Source organism: Pseudomonas mandelii (assembly GCF_900106065.1).
Lineage (GTDB): Bacteria > Pseudomonadota > Gammaproteobacteria > Pseudomonadales > Pseudomonadaceae > Aquipseudomonas > Aquipseudomonas mandelii.
On the sequence record NZ_LT629796.1, the window covers coordinates 1,714,848 to 1,738,055 of the forward strand.

The following is a 23,208-nucleotide window of genomic DNA, read 5'->3' on the forward strand; positions in this document are numbered from 1 at the left end:
TCTGCTGGAGATGGCCGTTGAAACCTCTCGACGAACTGACCTTCGATAATCGCTTCGCCCGCCTGGGCGATACGTTTTCCGCCCATGTGCTGCCCGAGCCCATCGACAACCCGCGCCTGGTGGTGGCCAGCCCAGCCGCCATGGCGTTGCTCGACCTCGACCCGGCCGTGGCCGACACCCGGGAGTTCGCCGAACTGTTCAGCGGCCACAAGCTCTGGGCCGATGCGGTCCCGAGGGCGATGGTTTATTCCGGGCATCAGTTCGGTTCTTACAACCCACAGCTGGGCGACGGTCGCGGTTTGTTGCTGGGCGAGGTCTACAACGAGGCCGGCGAACACTGGGACCTGCACCTCAAGGGCGCCGGTCAGACACCCTTTTCGCGCATGGGCGATGGACGCGCGGTACTGCGCTCGTCGATCCGCGAGTTTCTCGCCTCCGAAGCACTGAATGCCCTGAACATCCCGACTACCCGCGCCCTGTGCGTGATCGGCTCCGACACCCCGGTATGGCGCGAGAAGCAGGAACGCGCGGCCATGGTCCTGCGCCTGGCGCCGAGCCATGTGCGTTTCGGGCATTTCGAATATTTCTACTACACCAAACGCCCCGAGAAGCAGAAAGAACTCGGCGAGCACGTATTGGCCATGCATTTCCCCGAGTGCCTGGAACAACCGGAACCGTACCTGGCGATGTTCCGCGAAATCGTCGAGCGCAATGCCGAGCTGATCGCCAAATGGCAGGCGTATGGCTTCTGCCACGGCGTGATGAACACCGACAACATGTCGATCCTTGGCATCACCTTCGACTTCGGACCGTTCGCCTTTCTCGACGACTTCGACGCCCATTTCATCTGCAATCACTCGGATGATCAGGGCCGGTATTCCTTCCGCAACCAGGTGCCGATCGGCCAGTGGAACCTCAGCGCCCTCGCCCAGGCACTGACGCCGTTCATCAGCGTCGACGCCCTGCGCGAAACCCTTGGCCTGTACTTGCCGCTGTACCAGGCCCACTACCTGGACCTGATGCGCCGCCGCCTCGGCCTCACCACCGCTGAAGATGATGACCAGAAACTGCTGGAACACCTGCTGCAACTGATGCAGAACAGCGGCGTCGATTACACCTTGTTCTTCCGTCGCCTGGGGGATGAATCACCGGAATTGGCCGTCGCCCGCTTGCGCGATGACTTCGTGGACATCAAAGGCTTCGATGCCTGGGCCGAGCTGTATGTCGCCCGGGTTGCCCGCGAAGGCGAGATAGATCAGGAGCAGCGGCGCAAGCGGATGCATGCCGTCAATCCGCTGTACATCCTGCGCAACTATCTGGCGCAGAAAGCCATCGATGCGGCAGAGAGCGGCGACTATTCAGAGGTTCGGCGACTGCATGAGGTGTTGAGCCATCCATTCGACGAACAAGCTGGGATGGAAAGCTATGCCGAACGGCCGCCGGAGTGGGGGAAGCATTTGGAGATCAGTTGTTCGTCGTGATGTTGGTCAGTCCAGGGGATCCATGGCACTGACGACGCGAGCAACGATGTCTGCCATCGTAACGTCATCAAGTCGCTCAATGAACCTGGCTGAGCCGTCGCGCGCACGCTGCTCAATATCAAAACTACGTACCTGATTACAAACCGCGACACCGTTTGTTTCTCCCGAATATGTGAGCATCACCGTGCCTGCCCGGTTGTGTTGTCTTGATAAACGTAGCGTGCGACTCCAAATCAGTTTTAGACAGCCCAAACATTCAGAGCTCCGACCATGACCGACCCACTCCTCATCCCCTGCCCCCACTGCAACGGCCTCAACCGCATCCCCGCCGAACGCCTCAACGACCATCCAAAGTGCGGCCGCTGCAAGGCCCAGGTCCTGCTGAGCAAGCCGTTCGAATTGAAGCAAGGCGATTACGCCAGTCAGATCAAGGGTGATCTGCCGCTGCTGGTGGACGTGTGGGCGCAGTGGTGTGGGCCGTGCAAGTCGTTTGCGCCGGTGTTCGAGCAGGCGGCGGGGCAATTGGCGGGTAAGTGTCGGCTGGCCAAGCTGGACAGCGAGGCGAATCAGCAATTGTCGGCGCAGTTGGGGATTCGCTCGATTCCGAGTCTGATTCTGTTCAAGAACGGCCGGGAAGTGGCGCGTCAGAGCGGGGCGTTTCCGTTACCGCAGTTGATGAGCTGGTTGCGTAGCCAAGGGATCTGAACGGGACCTCGTCATCACCCCGCAACTGTAGGAGCGATGCTTGCCCGCGAAGACGATCTGGCAGTCAACTGCAGTGTTGAATGTTATGGCCTCTTCGCGGGCAAGCCTCGCTCCTACAGGGGACTGTCAGGCGTTTTCGAGCAGGTTGTGCAGCTCGACGAATTGCTGCGTCAACTTGTGCCGTGGGTCGAGGTGGATCAGCGGCGTATTGGCCTGGTGGGATTCGCGCATGCGCACCGAGCTGGTCAGGTACACCGGCAGCACCGGCAATCCTTCGGCGATCAGCTCGTCGAGAATTTGCTGCGGCAGGCTGGCACGGGCCTGGAACTGATTGACCACGATGCCTTCAACCTCCAGGCCTTCGTTGTGGTCGTCCTTCAACTCTTCGATTTCCGCCAGCAGACCGTACAGCGCCTGGCGCGAGAAGCTGTCGCAATCGAAGGGGATCAGCACCCGGTCAGCGGCGATCAATGCCGATACCGCATAGAAGTTCAGCGCAGGCGGGGTATCAAGGTAGATGCGGTCGTAATCTTCCCCCAGTTCCTCAAGCAATTTGCGCAGCTTGTTGATCTTGTGTTTGGCCTCAAGTTTGGGCTGCAGGTCAGCCAACTCGGCGGTCGCGGTAATGACATGGAGGTTTTCGAACGGCGTTTCGTAGATGTCGACCTTGTTTTTCTTCGAGAACGGTCCAGAGGACAGGGTCTGCTTGAAGAAGTCGGCGATGCCCATCGGGATGTCATCACCGGTAAGGCCTGTCAGGTACTGAGTGGAGTTGGCCTGGGCATCGAGATCCACCAACAGGGTGCGATAACCCTCGCTGGCACTGACCGCCGCCAGATTGCAGGCAATGCTGGATTTGCCCACGCCACCTTTCTGATTGAACACCACGCGCCGCATGTCAAAAACCTCCGTGTATCAAAGAATGACCGAGTGTAGTAGTCCACGACACTGCTTAGCTACCTCGCCGGCATGGGGACTACACAGTCAGCGGCAATCTCTTATAAAAAAAGCCGCCAACCCCGCCACTGATTACCGACAGTGCTGACAGACATGCCCACCCCGATGTGGATAATGGCCAAACGACAGCTTTTTCACGGACCAACCAGTACGTTTCACTGAGCAAAATGTAACCATCATTTGCTACACGCCCGTCGCAACGGGATAATGCGCGCCACTCGGCGCTAAGCGCCACGTATGGCCGTTCGCTTTTTTTTGCGATTCGCCGTGTCAAGAAAGCCCGCAGGGGCGGGATGAATGGCTGTGATCAATTTCAACATCGCCCAATGGCGCGCGTGGGCCCCTGGGCTCGAAAGCGTGGACGATTGGCAGGCCTGGAGCCGACAACCGGTCGTGCTTCAGAGCAGCGATGCCGCCCCCGACGTGTCTTTTCTGCCCGCCATGCAGCGCCGACGGCTCAGTCGCCTGGCGCGGATGGCGTTCAGCGTCGGCTGGCCCTTGGCCGATGGTCGCAAAGACCTACCGCTGGTCTTTATTTCCCGTCATGGCGAAACACCCCGTACCTTCGAGATCCTGAGTGATCTGGCAGCCGGGCAACCCTTGTCGCCAACTCAATTCAGCTTGTCGGTGCACAACGCGGTCATTGGCTTGTGGTCGATCATGCGCGGTGAAACCAGCGAGATGACCGCCCTTGCCGCCGCGGGTGACGGCCTTGAAAACGGCATGCTAGAGGCCGCGGCGCTACTTTCCGAAGGCGCGCCTGCCGTGCTGCTGATCGTCACTGAAGAAATACCGCCCGAAGCCTACTCGGCCTGGATCGACGACGTGCCGTTCCCCTATGCAGTTGGCCTGTTGCTGACACCGGGTACCGACTGGCAGCTGTCCCTGAACAGCACTTCAGATACGTTGTCCAACGCCCACTGGCCCCATGCCCTGAATCTCTTGCGTACCCTGCTCGGCCAGCAGACTACCTGCCAACATGCCTGGAAAAATCGTGTATGGACCTGGCAACGCAACCTGTAAGCGAAAAAAACCGCGACGCCTATTACTGGCGTCTGCTGGCGACTGCCGCAAGCTTCACCCTGTTCGGGTTGGGCGGGCTGTGCCTGCGGCTGGTGGTGTTCCCGTTGCTGGGCTGCCTGCCCGGCGATGCGCAGACCCATCGGTTACGGGCACGGCAAACCGTCAGTCGCTGCTTTTGGTTTTTCGTCCGGTTCATGGCCCGTACCGGGGTACTGACTTACGACATCCAGGGCGCGGAAAAACTGGGTCGCCCGGGCCAGATGATCATGGCCAATCACCCGTCGCTGATCGACGTGGTATTTCTGATCGGCCTGGTGCGTCACGCCAACTGCGTGGTCAAAAACAGCCTCTGGGAGAACCCGTTCACCCGCGGCCCGCTACGCCGCACCGACTACATCAGCAACGACGGCAGCATGGACATGCTCGACGCCGCGGCTGACGCACTGAAAAGCGGTCAGACGCTGATCATCTTTCCCGAAGGCACACGCACCCAGCCGGGCGAACCGCCAGCCTTTCATCGGGGGGGCGCGGCAATCGCCCTGCGCGGTGCGAGAATCCTGACCCCGGTGATCATCAAGGTCAGTCCGACCACATTGACCAAGGCCGAACCCTGGTATCGCATCCCGAAACGTCGCGTGCACTTCAGTTTCCGTGTCGGGGCCGATATAGACCCACAAGCCTTTGCTTCATGTGGCCCTGCACCTCAGGCTTCGCGCAAGCTCAACGATTATTTGCACTCTTACTTTATTAAGGAGCTCGCCGAAGATGAGCGATCTACACCGTGAAATCAAAGAACTGATCATCGACGCCCTGGGCCTTGAAGACATCAGCGCACAAGACATCGGCGATGACCAGACGCTGTTCGGCGAAGGCCTGGGCCTGGATTCGGTAGACGCCCTGGAACTCGGCCTGGCCATCCAGAAAAAGTACGGCATCAAAATCGACGCCGACGCCAAGGACACCCGCAATCACTTCAGCAACGTGGCGAGCCTTGCGGCGTTCGTCACCGCAAAACAGGCAGCTTGAGACCGGACCATGCAAACTCGTGATGACATTTTCAACACCCTGCGCGATGCCTTGGTAGAACTCTTCGAGCTGGACCCTGAGCGCGTGAGCCTCGAATCCAACCTGTATCAGGATCTGGAAATCGACAGCATCGACGCCGTCGACCTGATTGATCACATCAAGCGTCAGACCGGCAAGAAAATCGCCGCCGAAGAATTCAAATCGGTGCGCACCGTCAGTGACGTGGTCGAGGCGGTCTACCGTCTGGTTCAACCGGCCGCATGAGTCGACTGATCGGCCTTGGCCTGCTGCTGGCGGGCCTGTTGTACCCCTTTGCGGTGTATTTCGGCATGGAACACTTTGCTCCGTGGCAGTTCGGTCTGCTGCTGGGCAGCCTGTGGCTGGCGCGGGCACTGCTGGGTCCCCGTCGCCCCGGCAGCCTGTGGATGGCGCTCACTGCGATCGGCTTTTGCCTGTTGCTGGCGCTGTTCGACAGCCCGTTGTTGCTGCGTTGGTATCCGGTGCTGATCAGCGCTTTCATGCTGGGGCTGTTTGGCCTGAGCCTGAAAATCGGGCCGCCGATGGTTGAGCGCCTGGCGCGCCTGCGTGAGCCGCACTTGCCGGCCAAGGCGATTGTTTACACCCGCCAGGTGACCGTCGTCTGGTGTGTGTTTTTCCTCTGTAACGGTTTGCTTGCCGCCGCCCTGACCCTGTGGGCGCCGCTGAGTTGGTGGATGTTGTACACCGGCCTGATTTCCTATGGATTGATGGGCCTGCTGTTTGCCATTGAATGGCTCATACGACAACGGGTACGAGGCCACCCATGAATTGGATATCACTTGAGCAGCTGTTGCTCAAGGCACAGCCGGAGCGTGCCGTTACGGCAGAACCGGCGTTGAATCACGCACAGCTGTGCGAACAGGCGCTAAGCCTGGCAGCCGGCCTGCAATCCCAAGGCGTGCAGCGCATCGCCGTGCACCTTGAAGATGCCGCTGACCTGGCGATTGCCCTGCTCGGCGCCTGGCGTGCCGGGGTCAGTGTGCTGCTGCCTGCCGACCTGCAACCGCAGACTCGCCAACGCTGGTCGAGCGAAGTCGATCTGTGGCTGACCGACCTGGCCGATGACGCGCACCTCACCGACTATCGGCAACCGCCCCTGCCCCACGCCGCACTGGATCTGGACGCCTGTCGCCTGAGCCTGTGCACGTCCGGTTCCAGCGGCGAACCCAAGCGCATCGACAAGACCCTGCGCCAGATAGCCAATGAAGTGCAGGCGCTGGAGCAGCTCTGGGGTGCCGATCTGGGCCAGGCGTGCATCATCGGCAGCGTCGCCGCCCAACACATCTACGGCCTGCTGTTTCGGGTGCTATGGCCGCTGTGTGCCGGACGCTCGTTTGTGCGCAAGCAACTGGCCTTCCCGGAAGACTTGCAGCGAGCCAGTCGCGAACACATGGCGTTTGCCTGGGTCGCCAGCCCGGCGCTGCTCAAGCGCATGGGCGACAACCTCGACTGGCCGGCCTTGAGCGCGGTTCGCAGGGTGTTTTCCTCGGGTGGAGCGCTACCGGCCGAGGCTGCGCAAAGCCTCTACGATCGCTTGCAGCAATGGCCGACGGAAATCCTTGGCAGCTCGGAAACTGGTGGCATCGCCTGGCGTCAGGGTCACGATCTCTGGCAGCCGTTTGCTGAAGTCGAACTGAGTCAGGACAGCGAGGGCGCGCTGCTGATCGCCTCTCCCTACTTGCCCGTCGGCCATATTGAACACACCGCTGATGCCGCCAGAATCGCTGCCGACGGCCGATTCGAACTGCTCGGACGGCTGGACCGGATCGTCAAACTGGAAGAAAAACGTATCTCGCTGCCGATGCTGGAAAAGGCGTTGATGGAGCATGACTGGGTCGCAGAAGCACGCCTCGGCGTGGTCCGGGAAAACCGCGCCTCGCTGGGCGCGCTGCTGGTGCTGACCGACGCCGGCCTGCATGCCTTGCGCAATCAGGGCCGACGCACCGTCACGCAAGAATTGCGTCAGCACTTGAGCCAGCACTGCGAAGCCCTGGCCCTGCCAAGACGCTGGCGGTTACTGCGGCAATTGCCCCTGAACGCTCAAGGCAAACTGCCTCAAGCCGACGTCGAAGCCTTGCTGTTGGCCGCCCGCCCGAAAGCGCCGGAAGTGTTGGAACAGGTCGAGGTCGATGGCGAATGGAGCCTGCAACTGGCCGTTCCGCCGGACCTCGCCTACTTCAGCGGACACTTCCCGCAAACGCCGGTATTGCCCGGTGTGGTGCAGGTGGATTGGGCGCTGAGCCTCGGCCAGCAATTGATGGACCTGCCGGCTAAATTCGCTGGCATGGAAGTGCTGAAGTTCCAGCAACTGGTGCGCCCCGGTGATGAAGTCCAACTGCACCTGCGCTTCGATCCGGAACGCGGCAAATTGTATTTCGCCTACCGCAATGAAACCGCAACCTGCTCCAGTGGGCGGATTCTGCTGGAGGTTGCAGGTGATGTATAACCCTTGCGCAATCATCCCGGTCTACAACCACGAAACCGCGATCACCACGGTGGTCGACGCGCTGATCGCCAGTGGCCTGCCGTGCATTCTGGTGGACGATGCCAGCGATCCATCCTGCGCCAGGGTGCTCGACCAACTGGCCCAGCGTGAAATGGTCAACCTGATCCGCCTCGCCGCCAATCAAGGCAAGGGCGGCGCGGTCATGACCGGCCTGCGCGAAGCCTCGCGCCTGGGTTTCAGCCATGCCTTGCAGGTGGACGCCGACGGCCAGCACGACCTGCAGGATGTCACGACCTTCATCGCACAATCGCGCGCTCATCCCGACGCGGTGATCTGCGGCTATCCGCAATACGACGCCAGCGTGCCGAAGGGCCGTCTGTACGCCCGCTACCTGACCCACGTCATGGTCTGGATCAACACGCTTTCCTTGCAGATCCGCGATTCCATGTGCGGTTTCCGCGTCTACCCGTTGCCGCCGACCCTGGCAGTGATCGACTCGGCGAAGATCGGCAAGCGCATGGATTTCGACTCGGACATCCTCGTGCGCCTGGCCTGGCGCAATCAGCCGATGCAGTGGCTGCCGACCAAGGTCCATTACCCGCTGGACGGTGTCTCGCATTTCCGTATGTTCCACGACAATGTGCTGATTTCGAGCATGCACACCCGGCTGTTCTTCGGCATGTTGCTGCGGGCCCCGGTGATCCTCTGGCGACGGTGGCGAGCATGAGCAGTAACGCAGACAAACAGCACTGGGCCGACCGCCAGGAGCGCGGCAGCTTCTGGCTGATGAAATTCACCGCGCTCTGCGCCAAAGTGCTGGGCCGACGGCTGCTGAGTCCGTTGCTGTACGGCATCGTCCTGTACTTTTTCCTGTTCGGTCGCAGTGCCCGCCGCAGTGCCTGGCAATACCAGCAACGCCTCGCGGACTGGAGCGCACGCCCGCAATTGCGACCGACCCACTGGCGAGTGTTCAGCCAGTTCATGGCCTTCGCCGATTCGATGCTCGACAAACTCGACGTATGGAACGGCAAGTTGAGCATCGATCACATCGAAATCGTCGACCCGGCGCTGCTGCGCAGTCAGCTGCGTGGCACTCGCGGGCAGATGCTGGTGGGCGCGCACCTGGGCAATCTCGAAGTCTGCCGCGCACTCGCGGAGATCGGCGAGAAGGTCACCATGAATGTGCTGGTGCACACCAAGCACGCCGAGCAGTTCAACCGATTGCTGGGCGAGGCCGGCGCGACCAATCTGCGGCTGATTCAGGTCAGTGAACTGGACCCGGTGATCATGCTGCAACTGCATGAACGACTGGAGCGTGGCGAGTGGCTGGCGATTGCCGGCGACCGCGTGCCGCTGCATGGCGGGCGCAGCGTGACCGTGGACTTCCTCGGTCATCAGGCTGCATTGCCCCAGGGGCCGTGGCTGCTGGCCGGCTTGCTGAAATGCCCGATCAATTTGCTGATGTGCCTGAAGAAACCGACGGGCCAATATCGCGTGACCCTCGAACCGTTTGCCGAGGCCGTGGTGTGGAAACGCAACGACCGCGAACAGGTCATTCATCAGTGGGCTTCCCGCTACGCCGAACGCCTGGGTCACTATTGCCTTGAAGCGCCCCAACAATGGTTCAACTTTTACCCTTTCTGGAAGACCGATGACGACGCCAACGCTTGAGCCGGTAACCTTCGGCGAACTCCCTTTGCGCATCGAAGACGTGCTGGCCGCGGCCAACCGTCAGGTGCCGACGCAGTTGCAAAGCGACCCTGCGTACCGTGAGCGCATCGCCAAGGGCGCGCGATTTCTCGATTCCCTGCTGGACAAGGAAGGCGTGATCTATGGCGTGACCACCGGTTACGGCGACTCGTGCGTGGTCGCGGTGCCGCTGCATCACGTCGAGGCATTGCCCCGTCATCTGTACACCTTCCACGGCTGCGGACTGGGCAAACTGCTCGACGCCCAGGCCACTCGGGCTGTATTGGCGGCGCGTTTGCAGTCGTTGTGCCACGGCGTGTCCGGGGTGCGCGTGGAACTGCTGGAGCGTCTCCAGGCCTTCCTCGAACACGACATCCTGCCGCTGATCCCGGAAGAAGGGTCGGTGGGCGCCAGCGGTGATCTGACGCCGCTGTCGTACGTCGCCGCAACCTTGTCCGGCGAGCGCGAAGTTATGTTCCGGGGCGAGCGCCGACAAGCCGCCGACGTCCATCGCGAACTGGGCTGGACACCGCTGGTGCTGCGCCCGAAAGAAGCGTTGGCGCTGATGAACGGCACCGCCGTGATGACCGGCCTCGCCTGCCTGGCCTACGCCCGCGCCGATTACCTGCTGCAACTGGCGACCCGTATCACCGCGCTGAACGTGGTCGCGCTGCAAGGCAATCCCGAGCACTTCGACGAGCGCCTGTTCGCCGCCAAACCGCATCCGGGGCAGATGCAAGTCGCCGCGTGGTTGCGCAAGGATCTGGCAATCGATGCGCCGACCGCACCGCTGCACCGCCTGCAGGACCGCTATTCACTGCGCTGCGCGCCGCACGTGCTCGGCGTCCTGGCCGACAGCCTGAACTGGCTGCGTTCGTTCATCGAGATCGAACTCAACAGCGCCAACGACAACCCGATCATCGACGCCGAAGCCGAACGCGTGCTGCACGGCGGGCACTTCTACGGCGGCCATATTGCGTTCGCCATGGACAGCCTGAAAAACCTGGTGGCCAACGTGGCCGATCTGCTGGACCGGCAACTCGCCCTGCTGGTGGACGAGCGGTACAACCATGGCTTGCCAAGCAACCTTTCCGGCGCCACGGCTGACCGCGCGATGCTCAATCACGGCTTCAAGGCGGTGCAGATCGGCACCAGCGCCTGGACCGCCGAAGCGCTGAAAAACACCATGCCGGCCAGCGTCTTCTCGCGCTCCACCGAGTGCCACAACCAGGACAAGGTGAGCATGGGCACCATCGCCGCCCGCGATGCGATCCGTGTGCTGGAGCTGACCGAACAGGTCGCCGCCGCCACCTTGCTCGCCGCCAACCAGGGTGTTTGGCTGCGCAGCAAAGCCGAGGACGCGCGCCCGTTACCGCCAGCCCTGGCGGCCATGCACGAAGAGCTGGCCAAAGACTTCCCCCCGGTCATCGAAGATCGCGCGCTGGAAGGCGAATTGCGCCTGTGCCTGAAACGTATCGCCAAGCAACACTGGAGGCTGCATGCGTAGCAAGGGAGTGCTTCACACCGATACGGAAATCCTCGTGCCGTTCTTTGACGTCGACACCATGAACGTGGTCTGGCACGGCCATTACGTCAAATACCTGGAAGTCGCCCGTTGTGCGCTGCTGGACAAGATCGGTCACAACTACACCGCCATGGTCGAGTCGGGTTATGCCTGGCCGGTGATCGACCTGCAATTGCGCTATGTGCGCGGCGCCGTGTTCGGTCAAAAGCTGAACGTGCGGGCCAATCTGGTGGAGTGGGAGAACCGTCTGAAGATCAATTACCTGATCAGCGATGTGAAAACCGGTGAGCGTTTGACCCGCGCCAGTTCCGTACAGGTCGCTGTCGACATGAGCAGCCGCGAGATGCAGCTGGCCTCACCGAAGATCTTCACCGATGCCGTAGAAAGGATGCTCGCATGACCCCGTTTTTCAAATACCTCGGTGCGTTGGCGTTGCTCGGGCTGTCATCGATGGCTCATGCCTTCGATTTGCAGCAGTTGAGCGATCAACTGGCCAAGCCTGATGTGATCCACGGCCATTTCATCCAGGAAAAACACCTGCGCGCATTGCCCCAGCCGCTGACCAGCAAGGGCACTTTTATCCTCGCTAAAAACCACGGATTGCTCTGGTTGTTGAAAACCCCGCTGCAACAGGATTACCGCATCACCAACAAAGGCATCGCCCGCCGCGACGCCAGCGGCTGGCAAATGCTCCCGGGCAAGAGCGCCGGCGCCGAGCAGAACCGCTTGTTCCTCGCCGTGCTGCAAGGTGACAGCAGCGGTCTGCAACGGGACTTCGAATTGTCTTTGAGCGGCGACGCACAGAACTGGAAACTGACGCTGATCCCGCGCTCAATGCTGCTCAAGCAGGTGTTCAATCAGATCAACATCACCGGCAGCGAATTGGTGCACAGCATCGAGCTGCTGGAAACCCAGGGCGACAGCACCCTTTTGCGCATGCAGGACAGCACCAGCACCCAACCGTTGAGCGACGCGGAGCAACATGACTTTGCCGAGTGAACGCAGACTTCCGTGGCTGTTTCTGATCCTGCTGTTGGCAGTGCTCGCGCTCGCCGGTTGGCAATGGCGCGACGGTGCACCACTGTCGGCCAACCTGATGGAACTGGTGCCGGGCACGGCGCCGGACGCGCTGGAACTGCGCGCCGAAAAACGCATACAAGAACCGTTGAACCGGGAAATGCTGGTGCTGGCAGGCCATAAAGATCGCCCGCAAGCCATTGCCATGGCGCAGAAACTCGGCGAGCAGTGGCAGGCCAGCGGTTTGTTCGAGAAGGTTCAGTGGAACCTGCAAGCCGACTTGCCGGCGCTGCGCACGCAATTGCTGCAAGGCCGGCTGTCGATGCTTTCGGCGATGGATCGGCAGCAGTTGATCGAACACCCCGACGCCTTTATCCAGCAGCGGGTGCAAGCGCTGTTCGACCCGTTCACCGGTTTCAGCCTGGTGCCGAGCCAGGATGACTGGCTGGGCCTGACCGGGCGCATCCAGAACAGCCAACCACAACACGGCGCCGTGCAACTGGACATCGGCAGCGGAGCGCTGGTCGCCGATGCCGACGGCAAGAGCTGGGTGTTGCTGCGGGCAAAAACCACCGGCAATGCCTTCGACATGAGCCTGCCGCTGCAAGTGGCTGACCTGCTTGAACGCAGCCGAAAAGAAGCCGCCCAGGCCGACGTGCAACTGCTCGCTGCCAGCGGCCTGCTGTACGCGGCCAACGGTCAGCAACAAGCCACCCGCGAAATGACATGGGTCGGCGGCGGTGCCACCGTGGGCATTTTGTTGCTGCTGTTGCTGGCCTTCCGGCGCTGGCGTGTCTTGCTCGCTTTCGTTCCCGTGCTGGTGGGCATGCTGTTTGGTGCGGTGGCGTGCGTGGCGCTATTCGGTCACATGCATGTGATGACGCTGGTACTGGGCTCGAGCCTGATCGGCGTGGCTGTCGATTACCCGCTGCATTACCTGTCGAAAAGCTGGAGCCTGAAACCCTGGAACAGCTGGCCGGCGTTACGCCTGACCCTGCCGGGCCTGACGCTGAGCCTGATCACCAGTTGCATCGGCTACCTGGCCCTGGCCTGGACGCCTTTCCCGGCCCTGACCCAGATTGCCGTGTTCTCCGCCGCCGGCCTGCTCGGTGCCTACTTGTCGGCCGTGTGCCTGCTGCCAGCGTTGCTCAAGGGCGTGAACCTGCGACCGGCGCATTGGCCGCTGCGTATCTGCGAGTGTTTGCTGAACCTGCGCGAAGCGCTGCTCAAACACGTCAGTACGCCCGTGTTATTGGCACTGCTGATTGCCTTCTGCGTCGGCGGCCTGTTGCAACTGGAGAGCAAAAACGATATCCGCCAGTGGATCGGCGCACCGCAGCAATTGACCGACGAAGCCCAGGCCATTGCGCGCATCACCGGCTATCAGCCGACCAGCCAGTTCTTCCTGGTGCGCGCGGCCAATCAACAGGAACTGCTCGAACGCCAGACTGCACTGAGCGAGCGCCTGGATCAGTTGGTCAACCTGGAAAAACTCCAGGGTTACCTGTCGCTAAATCAACTGGTCAGCCAGCCGAGCGAGCAGCGCAAAGTGCGCGAAGCGTTGAGCAAGTTGCCGCAGTTCTGGCAACCCTTGCTCGACCTCGGCGTGCCGGCAGAAGCGCTGCAAGCGGAGCTTGCAACGTTGCTGGCGCTGCCCGCCGAAGACATCGACGCCTCGCTGGTCGGTCCGCTGGCGGAACCTTATCGCACCCTGTGGCTGGGGCCGACCGATGAGGGCGTGGCGGCGATGGTCAGCCTGCAAGGCCTGAATAATCCTTCGCTGTTGCGCATTCAGGCGCTGGACTTGCCGGGGGTCGAACTGGTCGACCGTCTCGGTGAACTGAACAGCGTTTTCGCCGCGACACAGATCAGCGCGGCGCAGCTGAAACTCGCCTCCTGCGTGTTGATCGTGCTGGTGCTGATCCTGCCGTTTGGCTTCGGTGGTGCGTTGCGCATCGTCTCACTGCCCTTGCTGGCCGCGCTGTGCAGCCTGGCCAGCCTCGGCTGGATGGGCCAACCCCTGACCCTGTTCAGCCTGTTCGGCCTGTTACTGGTGACGGCGATCAGCGTCGATTACGCAATCCTCATGCGCGAACAGGTCGGCGGCGCCGCCGTGAGCCTGCTGGGCACCTTGCTGGCAGCGGTGACCACATGGCTGTCATTCGGTTTGCTGGCCGTGTCCAGCACACCGGCGGTGAGCAACTTCGGCCTGTCCGTGAGCCTCGGGCTGGCGTTCAGTTTCATCCTTGCGCCCTGGGCCGGACGCCAAGTGCATGCCGCCGCCGTCGTGGAGCCAGCCGCATGATGATCGCCCTGTTTTGGCTGATGGCCCTGACGATGTTCGCCGTGGCCACCCGTGTGGGTCGTCACTTCGGCCTGATCCCGATCGTCAGTCAGTTGCTGCTGGCGACCTTCGGTCTACCGCTGCTGATGTACTTCTGGATCGAGCCGGGCTGGCAACTCAGCGGCGCCGAGCTGATCTCGCCGGTATGGCTGAAAAACCTCTACAGCCTCGGTTTTGCCTTGTTGCTGGGAAACATCCTCAGCGATGTGATCGACCTGCGACTCGATCGCCAGAGCCTGAAGATCGCCCTGCCGAGTTTTTGCATTCCATTTGTCTGCGGTCTGGCGACTGCGGTCTGGTTGTTACCCGCACAGCCGTGGATCAGTTCATTGGCAGTGGGCCTGGTGTTCGCCATCACCGCGATCCCGGTGTTGTACCTCTACCTGCGACACATCAATTACCCGCCCGCCGCAACCCGGCGGCTGGTGCAAACCGCGATCCTCATCGACCTGGCATGCTGGACCCTGTTCGGCTTCGCCCAAGGCAGTCTGCACCTGAGCAGTCTGCTGCTGCCGCTGGCCGGCGCCTGCCTTCCGGTGCTTCTGCATTTGCTGGGTTTGCGCCAACCGCTACTGCACAGCGGCTGCTTTTTTGCGCTGCTGGTGGTCGCCGAACACTTCAAGCTCAATGCTCTGATTTTCGGCATCGGTTATCTGCTGTGCATGGCCGCGCTGAAAATGCCGCTGGTGTTGCCGTTGCCGGCGATCTGGATGAACCGTTTGCAAACCTGGATCGCCATCCCGCTGATCCTCACCTTCGGTATCGTGCAGATCAATGTCCACGCCGCCATGGCCAGTCTCGGCTGGGTGCAGTTGGCGGCGCTGCTGCTGTTGCCGATTGCCAGCAAACTGCTGGGCAACTGGCTCGGCCTCGGCTGGGCCGGCGCGTCATTTGAAGGCGCCAGTCGCTGGCGCGAAAGCCTGCTGCTCAATATTCGCGGTTTGAGCGAGATCGTCTTTCTCAACCTGCTGCTGCAACAACAGCTCATCAGCCCGGCGTTGTACTTCGCGCTGATGGTGATGGGCCTGATCGCCACACTGCTGCCGGCACTTGCCGGCATGCACCAAACCCCTTTGAATATCGCCGCCCCGGCAAGGAGCCCCCGTGCCAACAGTTGAAATGGAACGTCGCCAGGTTGTTGTCATTGGCGCGGGTCCTTCGGGCGCCATTGCCGCCGCGCTGCTCAAGCGCAAAGGCCACGATGTGCTGATGATTGAACGCCAGCATTTTCCACGGTTTTCCATCGGTGAAAGCCTGTTGTCGCACTGCCTGGATTTCGTCGAAGAAGCCGGCATGCTCGACGCCGTGAACGCCGCCGGGTTCCAGATGAAAAACGGCGCCGCGTTCGCCTGGGGCGAGCACTACAGCGCCTTTGATTTCGGCGACACGTTCAGCAACGGCAAGCCGACCACCTTCCAGGTCCAGCGCGCCGATTTCGACAAACTGCTGGCCGATCAGGCCGCGCTGCAAGGCGTCGACGTTCGTTATGGCGAAGCCATCGTCAGTGCCGATTTCGACCTGCCCATGCCGCAGCTCGATGTGCTTCGTGAGGATGGCAGCCAGTACCGCGTCGAAGCTGATTTTGTGCTGGATGCCAGCGGCTACGGCCGCGTGTTGCCACGCCTGCTGGACCTTGAAGCACCGTCGAATTTCCCGGTGCGCCAGGCGGTGTTCACCCACATCGAAGACCATATCGACAGCCCGACCTTCGAGCGGGAAAAGATCCTTATCACCACCCATCCGATCCATCGCGACATCTGGTTCTGGACCATTCCGTTCAGCAACGGTCGCTGCTCGGTGGGCGTGGTCGCGGCCGCCGAGCACTTCGAAGGCCGCATGGAGAACCTGGACGAGTGCCTGCGCGGCTTCATCGCTGAAACTCCAAGCCTGGCCTGTGTCCTGGAAAACGCGGTCTGGGACACGCCAGCCCGCACCATCGGCGGCTACTCGGCCAACGTCAAAACCTTGCACGGTCCGGGCTTTGCGTTGCTCGGCAACGCGGCAGAATTCCTCGATCCGGTGTTCTCCTCCGGCGTGACCATCGCCATGCGCTCGGCCAGCATGGCCGCCGGCGTGTTGCATCGCCAGCTGCAAGGTGAAAGCGTCGACTGGCAGACCGAGTTCGCCGCACCGCTCAAGCGCGGCGTCGACACGTTCCGCTGCTACGTCGAAGGCTGGTACGCCGGGACTTTCCAGGATGTGATTTATCATCCAGGCAGCTCAGCGGATATCCGCCGTATGATCAGCGCAATCCTCGCCGGTTATGCCTGGGACGAGCGTAATCCGTTCGTCAGCGAACCCAAGCGTCGGCTGCGCGTGCTGTCGGAACTTTGCGCTAGAGATGCCACATGATCCGTTACCTGCTTCTGGGTTGCCTCCTGCTGCTGAGCGCTTGCGCCAGCCAGGCGCCGCTGCCCGGGCAAACCGAAAACCTGCCGCTGCCGCAGCAACTGCACATTCAGCGCTTGCTGGCTGATCAGCGTCAGGACTGGGTGTTAGTAATTGCGCGCGAAGGCCCGGGCATTCGCTGGTCGATGATGGATTTGTTGGGCATTCCGCAGGCACGCCAGAAACTGATCAATGGCCAGTGGCAAGCTGACGGCCTGCTGCCGCCGAATCCGGAAGCCCGGGAATTGTTCGCAGCGTTACTGTTCGCGTTGACCCCGCAAGACGAATTGCAGGCCAACTACCCCGAAGCCTGGCAACACGGCTCCCAACGCTCCCTGCCCGCTCGCTGGGACGTGCGTTACTCGCCACCACTGAGATTTGAGTTGAACCTGCCTAAAGGTCCGAAGTACCTGGTAACGCCCTTGAGCGGGGAGACGCCATGACCGCTTACCTGAATGCTCTCGGGGTGATCTGCGCCCTGGGTCGCGACAAACAGGAAGTCGCCCGCAACCTGTTTGCTGGCGATTGCTCCGGCATGCGCAGCGAATCCGGCTGGGTGCCGGAGCGGTCGTTGCCAGTGGCGGCGGTGCGTGGTGAGCTGGCGCCGATCCCGCCGGAACTGGCCGAGCAAAGCAGCCGCAACAACCAACTGCTGCTGGAAGCCGCGCTGCAAATTCGCGATGACATTGATCAAGTGATCCAGACTTACGGCCGCGATCGAATCGGCGTGATCCTCGGCACCAGCACTTCCGGCATCGATGAAGCCAGCCGTGGCCTGGCCCATTACATTCGTGAACATGAATTCCCTGCCGACTACGATTATCAGCAGCAGGAACTCGGCGCGCCGGCCAACTTCCTCGCCGACTGGCTGCAATTGAGCGGCCCGGCCTATGTGATCTCGACGGCTTGCACCTCCAGCGCCCGGGCGCTGATGAGTGCCCAGCGGCTGCTCGATCTGGGTGTGTGCGATGCCGTACTGTGCGGCGGCGTCGACAGTTTGTGCAAACTGACCCTCAACGGCTTTTCGGCCCTGGAAGCGGTGTCCGAGCAGCGCTGCAATCCGTTTTCGGCCAACCGCAACGGCATCAATATCGGCGAAGCCGCCGTGCTGTTTCTGATGAGCAAAAAAGCCGGCGCGAGCCAACCGATTGCCCTGCTCGGCAGCGGCGCCAGTTCCGATGCGCACCATATCTCGGCGCCGGAGCCGACCGGCCGGGGCGCCCTGCAAGCGATGAGCAAAGCCCTGAACCGCGCGAAGGTGCAGCCCGAGCAAATCGGCTACCTGAACCTGCACGGCACCGCGACCCAACACAACGACGCGATGGAAAGCCTGGCGGTCTCGGCCCTGTTCCCGCACGGCGTGCCCTGCTCCTCCACCAAGCCGATGACCGGACACACGCTCGGCGCGGCCGGCGCCCTGGAAGCGGCGTTCTGCTGGTTGAGCCTGAGCACGAACAATCGGGAAAACCTCCTGCCGCCCCACGTGTGGGACGGTCAGCCCGACCCCGACTTGCCGGCCTTGCAGTGGGTGACCCCGGACCATCGCCTGACGTCCATTGCACCTCGCTACCTGATGAGCAATTCCTTTGCCTTCGGTGGCAACAACGTCAGCCTGATTATCGGAGATGCCCCATGATTGACTGGCCGCTCGCCGAGCTGCTGCCGCACGCTGGCGACATGATCCTCATCGAGCAGATCCTGGCGTTCGATGACGAGCAGATTCACACCCGCCTCACCGTCAAGCCCGGGGGCCTGTTCAATCGTCCCGACGGCAGCCTGCCAGCGTGGGTCGGTATCGAACTGATGGCCCAGAGTGTTGCCGCCTACGCCGGTTGCCATGCGCGCCAGCGCGGTGATGCGGTGGTGCTGGGTTTTCTGCTCGGCACCCGGAAATTCGAATGCAACGTGGAGCACTTCCCCGCGGGCACCGAACTGACCATCCATGGACTGCGCTCGCTGGAAGACGACAACGGCATGGGCGTGTTCGAATGCCACATCAACGCCCCCGGCATTCACGCCACCGCCCGCCTGAACGTGTTCCGCCCGCCTCAGGCCGCTCAATACCTTCATGAATCCCAAGGAGCCAGCCATGACTGAATCCGTATTGGTCACCGGTTCCAGCCGTGGCATCGGCCGTGCCATTGCGTTGCGTCTGGCCCAGGCCGGGCACGACATCGTGCTGCATTGCCGCAGCGGCCTGGCCGACGCCATCGCCGTCCAGGGCGAAATCCAGGCGCTGGGACGCAATGCTCGAGTTTTGCAGTTCGACGTCTCAGATCGCGCCAGCTGCAAGGCCATCCTCGAAGCCGACGTGGAAGCTCATGGCGCCTATTACGGCGTAGTGCTGAACGCCGGCCTGACGCGTGACGGTGCTTTTCCGGCGCTGAGCGAGGATGATTGGGATGTGGTGATGCGCACCAACCTCGACGGTTTCTACAACGTGCTGCACCCGGTGATGATGCCGATGATTCGGCGTCGCGCGGCCGGGCGGATTGTCTGCATCACCTCGGTTTCCGGGTTGATCGGTAACCGTGGCCAGGTCAACTACAGCGCCTCCAAGGCCGGTTTGATCGGCGCGGCGAAAGCGTTGGCGATCGAACTGGGCAAGCGCAAAATCACCGTCAACTGTGTCGCACCCGGCCTGATCGACACGGCCATGCTCGACGAAAACGTGCCGGTGGAAGAACTGATGAAAATGATCCCCGCACAACGCATGGGCACTCCGCAAGAGGTGGCCGGCGCGGTGAATTTCCTGATGTCGGCGGAAGCGTCGTACATCACCCGGCAGGTTCTGGCCGTCAACGGAGGCCTGTGCTGATGAAGCGCGTCGTCGTCACCGGCATGGCCGGCATCACTTCACTGGGCAGCGACTGGGAGACCATCGCTGGCAACTTCGCGGCCAACCGCAGCGGCATACGCCGGATGGACGAGTGGGATCGGTTCACCGAACTCAACACGCGCCTGGCCGGGCCTATCGACGACTTCAAGGTTCCGAGCCACTGGACCCGCAAGCAGCTGCGCAGCATGGGCCGGGTCTCGCGCCTGGCGGTCGGCGCGTCGGAGCAGGCGCTGGCCGATGCCGGACTGTTGGGTAACCCGATCATCAAGGATGGGCGCATGGGCGTCGCCTGCGGCTCCTCCACCGGCAGCACCGACGAGATCAAGGCGTTCGGCAATATGCTGCTCAACTCGGTGGCAGAGGGCCTTAATGCCAACTCCTACGTGCGGATGATGCCGCACACCACTGCGGCGAACATCAGCATCTTCTTCGGCCTCACCGGCCGGCTGATCCCGACGTCCAGCGCCTGCACCAGCGGCAGCCAGGGCATCGGCTACGCCTACGAGTCGATCAAATTCGGGCGCCTGCCGCTGATGCTCGCCGGCGGCGCCGAAGAACTGTGCCCCACCGAAGCCATGGTCTTCGACGCGCTCTACGCCACCAGCCTGAAAAACGACGCCCCGCAAACCAGCCCACGTCCGTATGACAAAGACCGCGATGGCCTGGTGATCGGTGAGGGCGGCGGCATGCTGGTGCTCGAAGAGCTTGAACATGCGTTGGCACGCGGCGCGCACATCCATGCCGAACTCGTCGGTTTCGGCAGTAACGCCGACGGCCAGCACACCACCCGCCCAGAGCAAGTCACCATGCGCCGGGCCATGGAACTGGCGCTGGAAGACGCCGGGCTGCAACCGTCAGACATCGGCTACGTAAACGGCCACGGCACGGCGACAGAGCAGGGCGACATTGCCGAAACACTGGCCACCAGCGCGTTGTTCGGCGAGCACATGCCGATCAGTTCGCAGAAGAGCTTCCTCGGGCACACCTTGGGCGCCTGCGGTGCGCTGGAATCCTGGTTCAGCATCGAAATGATGAACCGCGACCTGTACGTGCACACGTTCAACCTCGACGAGGTCGATCCGCACTGCGGCAAGCTCGACTACCTGCGCGGCGAGTTCCGCCAGATGAGTAATGAGTACGTGATGAACAACAATTTTGCGTTTGGTGGCGTCAACACTTCGCTGATTTTCCGTCGCTGGCACTGATCTGAAAAAACGTCTGGAGTGAAGGGAATGACTCTGTTTCAGCGCATCGGCGCAGTATTCACCATGGCCGTTGCGCTGAGCGGCTGCACCAGCCCGGTGTACACCGCCAAGGAACACTTTCCCGGCGACAAGGGCCTGAGCGACGATCGGATGAGCCGCGCCATCGTCACCGCACTGATCGAGCGCCAATGGATCGTGCAGTCGGCGCGCCCCGGCATGATCAAAGCGGCAATCACCGTGCGCGACCGGCACCACGCCGAAATCGACATTCCCTATACCTCCACCTCGTTCGAAATGGACTACCGCGACAGCCGCGGCCTGGACTACAAGGACGGCAGGATCCACGGCACCTACAACCGCTGGATCAATTACCTGCGCGACGACGTGGTCAAACAACTGGCCACCGACCCGGACGCTGATCAAGTCTTCGCCTCGCAAGGCGCCTACGAACCCACCTACCAGGACTTTCAGGAAGGCGTGAAACGCGCCACCGAAGTTGGTCTGCTGGATGGCAGCGTCAAGTTCTACCTGGCGGGAGAAGCACTGCCGACCCAGGTGCACAAACTGAAGGCGGTGAGCAGCAGCCGAAGAGCCGACGACAACGAAGACAAATCCGCTGAAGACACCTGCTACTGGGCGTTGCAATCGACCTTGGCGACGTTGCAAAGCAAGGCCAAGAAGGCTGGTGCTAACGCCGTGATCAACATCGCCGGCATCAACAAGCGCGACCTGAGCCAGGACACCGGGAAATACCAGTGCAGTGACGACGAGGAAATACCTGGGCTGGAAGCGCTCAAGGCCGTGGTGTCCGGGGTGGCGTTGCGCGGGGATCTGGTACGGGTTGACTGAGGCGAGCACCTCGAGAACGACAAAGGGCGCCTTTCGGCGCCCCTTCACAAACAGGTCGGCTTGTCATCGCCCTGTACCTGTCTGGCTCTGCGATGGCTGGTTGCCCAGGATCCTCAGAGTCTCACAAGCCCCTTACGGGAACGGGGGGAGTATTGCCCGAAACAGGATCAAGGGCAACGACTGGCCATTCGCCTGACTGCGCCACTTCCGATGCCATCACAGGCCAAGCGCACTACGTACCGCGACTTTGATTGCGTAAAACTCATCTGTTTCAAGGTGTGAAATAACATAAACACGCTTTCCATGTCGGTCTCGACTTTTGATCCGGTCCAGCCTGGAGAGGCTTACTGTCGCAACCATATCGCATTTCGCCCAGCAAACAGGACTGGCACCCTGTAGATGACTTTGAAGTTCCAGGTGGTGATCAAGTATGCGATCCGGAGCGGTAGTACTGAGCGGCACAACTGTCACCAGTAAGCTGTTGGTTTTGTGTTTTCGTATCACGACAACAGGTCTGACTTTGATCATTTCGGGGATTTCATACCCCCTGAAATCACAAATCAGCACACTGCCTTCCTTCGGTTGATATAGAAGTGGCATCCATGGCACTCATCGAAAGAAATCGATTTTGCTCAACAATCGCGCAAATCACTAAACAGGATCCGTTACTTTAAGTGTCCCTGCGCTCAAGTCCCCTCAACCTTCCTCGTCAACAAATCCACAAACGCCTTGGCCATCGGCGACTTCTGGTCCTTGCGCTGCACCAGCCACACAGCCGACACCGCTTCCGGATCAAGCAACGGCCGGTAGACCACGCCGTCAATGCGCATCCGCTGATAAGAGGCCGGCAGCACCGACACGCCCAGCCCCGCCGCCACCAACCCGATAATGGTCATTGCCTCGCCTGCCTCTTGCGCGAAGTGCGGGCTGAAACCGGCATCGCGGGCCAGGCTGAGCAACTGTGCATACAGGCCGCTGCCATAGCTGCGTGGGAAGAAAACGAACGGTTCGAGGGCCAATGCCGAGAGGAACAAACCCTCTTCGCTGTCGTTCACTAGCGGATGTTTGGAGCTGAGCACCGCGACCAGCGGCTCACGCATCAACTCCACGACGCTGAGGGAATCCGGCAGCCCAAGCGGTCGCATGATGCCGACTTCGATCGACTCATCGACCAGCGCGTCGGCCACTTGGGTGCTGCTCATCTCCCGCAGATTCAAATGCACCGCCGGGAAACGCTGGCGGAACGAGAAAATCGCCTGGGGAATGGTCGAGTTGAACGGCGCCGACGAAGTGAAACCAATTTTCAGTTCGCCCAACTCACCCAACTGCGCACGCCGTGCCACGTCGGCCGCTTTGTCGACCTGCGCCAGCACCAGTCGCGCTTCTTCCAGAAACAGCCGACCGGCCTCGCTGAGTTCGACCCGACGATTGGTTCTCTCGAACAGCCGTGCTCCGACTTCCTGTTCCAGCGCCTGAATCTGCTGGCTCAGGGGCGGTTGCGAGATGCCCAGCACCTGAGCGGCGCGGCCGAAGTGCAATTCTTCGGCGACGGCGATGAAGTAGCGCAGGTGACGCAATTCCATGAAAACTCCATTAGGTCGTAAAACCTATCAAACAGGTCGAACAATATATTGGATTGAATCATTAGGCAGCTATATGCTTTTTTCATTGCCTG

Annotated in this window: 25 protein-coding genes; 22 read left to right on the forward strand and 3 right to left on the reverse strand. The window is 61.4% G+C overall.

Annotated elements, in window-relative coordinates; genetic code table 11:
• Positions 1–17: 17 nt before the first annotated feature.
• Both selO and trxC read left to right on the forward strand, forming a co-directional pair.
• A complete protein-coding gene (gene selO, locus BLU63_RS07685) occupies positions 18–1,481 on the forward strand; it encodes a protein adenylyltransferase SelO (protein ID WP_083375212.1) in 1,464 nt (487 codons plus the stop codon).
• Positions 1,482–1,751: 270 nt separating this feature from the next.
• Positions 1,752–2,186, forward strand: a complete 435-nt coding sequence (gene trxC / locus BLU63_RS07695; RefSeq protein WP_010464355.1) for a thioredoxin TrxC — start codon at positions 1,752–1,754, stop codon at positions 2,184–2,186.
• A gap of 126 nt (positions 2,187–2,312) precedes the next feature.
• Here the strand turns inward: trxC and BLU63_RS07700 are convergent, their stop codons facing one another.
• Positions 2,313–3,083 carry a ParA family protein gene (locus tag BLU63_RS07700; protein WP_010464357.1) on the reverse strand — a complete coding sequence of 257 codons (771 nt, stop codon included), beginning with the start codon at positions 3,081–3,083 and terminating at the stop codon, positions 2,313–2,315.
• A 357-nt stretch (positions 3,084–3,440) separates the two neighbouring features.
• Here BLU63_RS07700 and BLU63_RS07705 point away from each other — a divergent pair, with 357 nt between their 5' ends.
• From BLU63_RS07705 to BLU63_RS07800, 20 genes are read left to right on the forward strand one after another with little or no spacing between them, the layout of a single operon-like run.
• On the forward strand, positions 3,441–4,166 hold the full coding sequence (locus BLU63_RS07705) for a beta-ketoacyl synthase chain length factor (RefSeq protein ID WP_042932440.1): 726 nt from the start codon (positions 3,441–3,443) through the stop codon (positions 4,164–4,166).
• Complete coding sequence (locus BLU63_RS07710; protein ID WP_010464361.1) at positions 4,142–4,951, forward strand: lysophospholipid acyltransferase family protein; 810 nt, start codon at positions 4,142–4,144, stop codon at positions 4,949–4,951. The genes BLU63_RS07705 and BLU63_RS07710 overlap by 25 nt, the downstream gene beginning before the upstream one ends.
• Entirely contained in the window at positions 4,932–5,192 is a 261-nt protein-coding gene (locus BLU63_RS07715; RefSeq protein ID WP_008149626.1) for a phosphopantetheine-binding protein, read from the forward strand. The genes BLU63_RS07710 and BLU63_RS07715 overlap by 20 nt, the downstream gene beginning before the upstream one ends.
• A 9-nt stretch (positions 5,193–5,201) precedes the next feature.
• The gene (locus tag BLU63_RS07720) at positions 5,202–5,456 is read left to right on the forward strand and encodes an acyl carrier protein (RefSeq protein WP_007992314.1); all 255 of its coding nucleotides are present in this window, start codon (positions 5,202–5,204) and stop codon (positions 5,454–5,456) included.
• A complete protein-coding gene (locus tag BLU63_RS07725; RefSeq protein WP_083375213.1) occupies positions 5,453–5,998 on the forward strand; it encodes a COG4648 family protein in 546 nt (181 codons plus the stop codon). The genes BLU63_RS07720 and BLU63_RS07725 overlap by 4 nt, the downstream gene beginning before the upstream one ends.
• Entirely contained in the window at positions 5,995–7,677 is a 1,683-nt protein-coding gene (locus BLU63_RS07730) for an acyl-CoA synthetase family protein (RefSeq protein ID WP_083375214.1), read from the forward strand. Before BLU63_RS07725 ends, BLU63_RS07730 begins: the two co-directional genes overlap by 4 nt.
• Positions 7,670–8,404, forward strand: coding sequence for a glycosyltransferase family 2 protein (locus BLU63_RS07735; RefSeq protein WP_010464377.1), 735 nt, complete (start codon positions 7,670–7,672; stop codon positions 8,402–8,404). Before BLU63_RS07730 ends, BLU63_RS07735 begins: the two co-directional genes overlap by 8 nt.
• Positions 8,401–9,348, forward strand: a complete 948-nt coding sequence (locus BLU63_RS07740) for an LpxL/LpxP family acyltransferase (RefSeq protein WP_077747626.1) — start codon at positions 8,401–8,403, stop codon at positions 9,346–9,348. Before BLU63_RS07735 ends, BLU63_RS07740 begins: the two co-directional genes overlap by 4 nt.
• The gene (locus BLU63_RS07745) at positions 9,329–10,873 is read left to right on the forward strand and encodes an HAL/PAL/TAL family ammonia-lyase (protein WP_083375215.1); all 1,545 of its coding nucleotides are present in this window, start codon (positions 9,329–9,331) and stop codon (positions 10,871–10,873) included. The genes BLU63_RS07740 and BLU63_RS07745 overlap by 20 nt, the downstream gene beginning before the upstream one ends.
• Positions 10,866–11,291, forward strand: a complete 426-nt coding sequence (locus BLU63_RS07750) for an acyl-CoA thioesterase (protein ID WP_010464383.1) — start codon at positions 10,866–10,868, stop codon at positions 11,289–11,291. The genes BLU63_RS07745 and BLU63_RS07750 overlap by 8 nt, the downstream gene beginning before the upstream one ends.
• Positions 11,288–11,890, forward strand: coding sequence for an outer membrane lipoprotein carrier protein LolA (locus BLU63_RS07755; RefSeq protein ID WP_077747624.1), 603 nt, complete (start codon positions 11,288–11,290; stop codon positions 11,888–11,890). Before BLU63_RS07750 ends, BLU63_RS07755 begins: the two co-directional genes overlap by 4 nt.
• Entirely contained in the window at positions 11,874–14,213 is a 2,340-nt protein-coding gene (locus BLU63_RS07760) for an MMPL family transporter (protein ID WP_083375216.1), read from the forward strand. Before BLU63_RS07755 ends, BLU63_RS07760 begins: the two co-directional genes overlap by 17 nt.
• Positions 14,210–15,370, forward strand: coding sequence for a cation:proton antiporter (locus BLU63_RS07765; protein WP_083375217.1), 1,161 nt, complete (start codon positions 14,210–14,212; stop codon positions 15,368–15,370). Before BLU63_RS07760 ends, BLU63_RS07765 begins: the two co-directional genes overlap by 4 nt.
• Positions 15,357–16,604: an NAD(P)/FAD-dependent oxidoreductase gene (locus BLU63_RS07770; protein ID WP_083375218.1), complete on the forward strand. Its 1,248-nt coding sequence runs from the start codon at positions 15,357–15,359 to the stop codon at positions 16,602–16,604. The genes BLU63_RS07765 and BLU63_RS07770 overlap by 14 nt, the downstream gene beginning before the upstream one ends.
• Positions 16,601–17,083 (forward strand): hypothetical protein, encoded by a 483-nt coding sequence (locus tag BLU63_RS07775; protein WP_083375219.1) that lies wholly within the window; start codon positions 16,601–16,603, stop codon positions 17,081–17,083. Before BLU63_RS07770 ends, BLU63_RS07775 begins: the two co-directional genes overlap by 4 nt.
• Positions 17,080–18,276 carry a beta-ketoacyl-[acyl-carrier-protein] synthase family protein gene (locus tag BLU63_RS07780; protein WP_083375220.1) on the forward strand — a complete coding sequence of 399 codons (1,197 nt, stop codon included), beginning with the start codon at positions 17,080–17,082 and terminating at the stop codon, positions 18,274–18,276. The genes BLU63_RS07775 and BLU63_RS07780 overlap by 4 nt, the downstream gene beginning before the upstream one ends.
• Entirely contained in the window at positions 18,273–18,737 is a 465-nt protein-coding gene (locus tag BLU63_RS07785; protein ID WP_083375221.1) for a hotdog family protein, read from the forward strand. Before BLU63_RS07780 ends, BLU63_RS07785 begins: the two co-directional genes overlap by 4 nt.
• A complete protein-coding gene (gene fabG, locus BLU63_RS07790; RefSeq protein WP_010464399.1) occupies positions 18,730–19,458 on the forward strand; it encodes a 3-oxoacyl-ACP reductase FabG in 729 nt (242 codons plus the stop codon). The genes BLU63_RS07785 and fabG overlap by 8 nt, the downstream gene beginning before the upstream one ends.
• Positions 19,458–20,684 (forward strand): beta-ketoacyl-ACP synthase, encoded by a 1,227-nt coding sequence (locus tag BLU63_RS07795; RefSeq protein ID WP_010464400.1) that lies wholly within the window; start codon positions 19,458–19,460, stop codon positions 20,682–20,684. Before fabG ends, BLU63_RS07795 begins: the two co-directional genes overlap by 1 nt.
• 27 nt (positions 20,685–20,711) lie before the next feature.
• On the forward strand, positions 20,712–21,533 hold the full coding sequence (locus tag BLU63_RS07800; protein ID WP_083375222.1) for a hypothetical protein: 822 nt from the start codon (positions 20,712–20,714) through the stop codon (positions 21,531–21,533).
• Between the two features lie 216 nt (positions 21,534–21,749).
• Here the strand turns inward: BLU63_RS07800 and BLU63_RS07805 are convergent, their stop codons facing one another.
• Positions 21,750–22,133: a type II toxin-antitoxin system PemK/MazF family toxin gene (locus BLU63_RS07805; protein ID WP_083375223.1), complete on the reverse strand. Its 384-nt coding sequence runs from the start codon at positions 22,131–22,133 to the stop codon at positions 21,750–21,752.
• An 86-nt stretch (positions 22,134–22,219) separates the two neighbouring features.
• On the reverse strand, positions 22,220–23,116 hold the full coding sequence (locus tag BLU63_RS07810) for a LysR family transcriptional regulator (RefSeq protein ID WP_083375224.1): 897 nt from the start codon (positions 23,114–23,116) through the stop codon (positions 22,220–22,222).
• Positions 23,117–23,208: the final 92 nt, after the last annotated feature.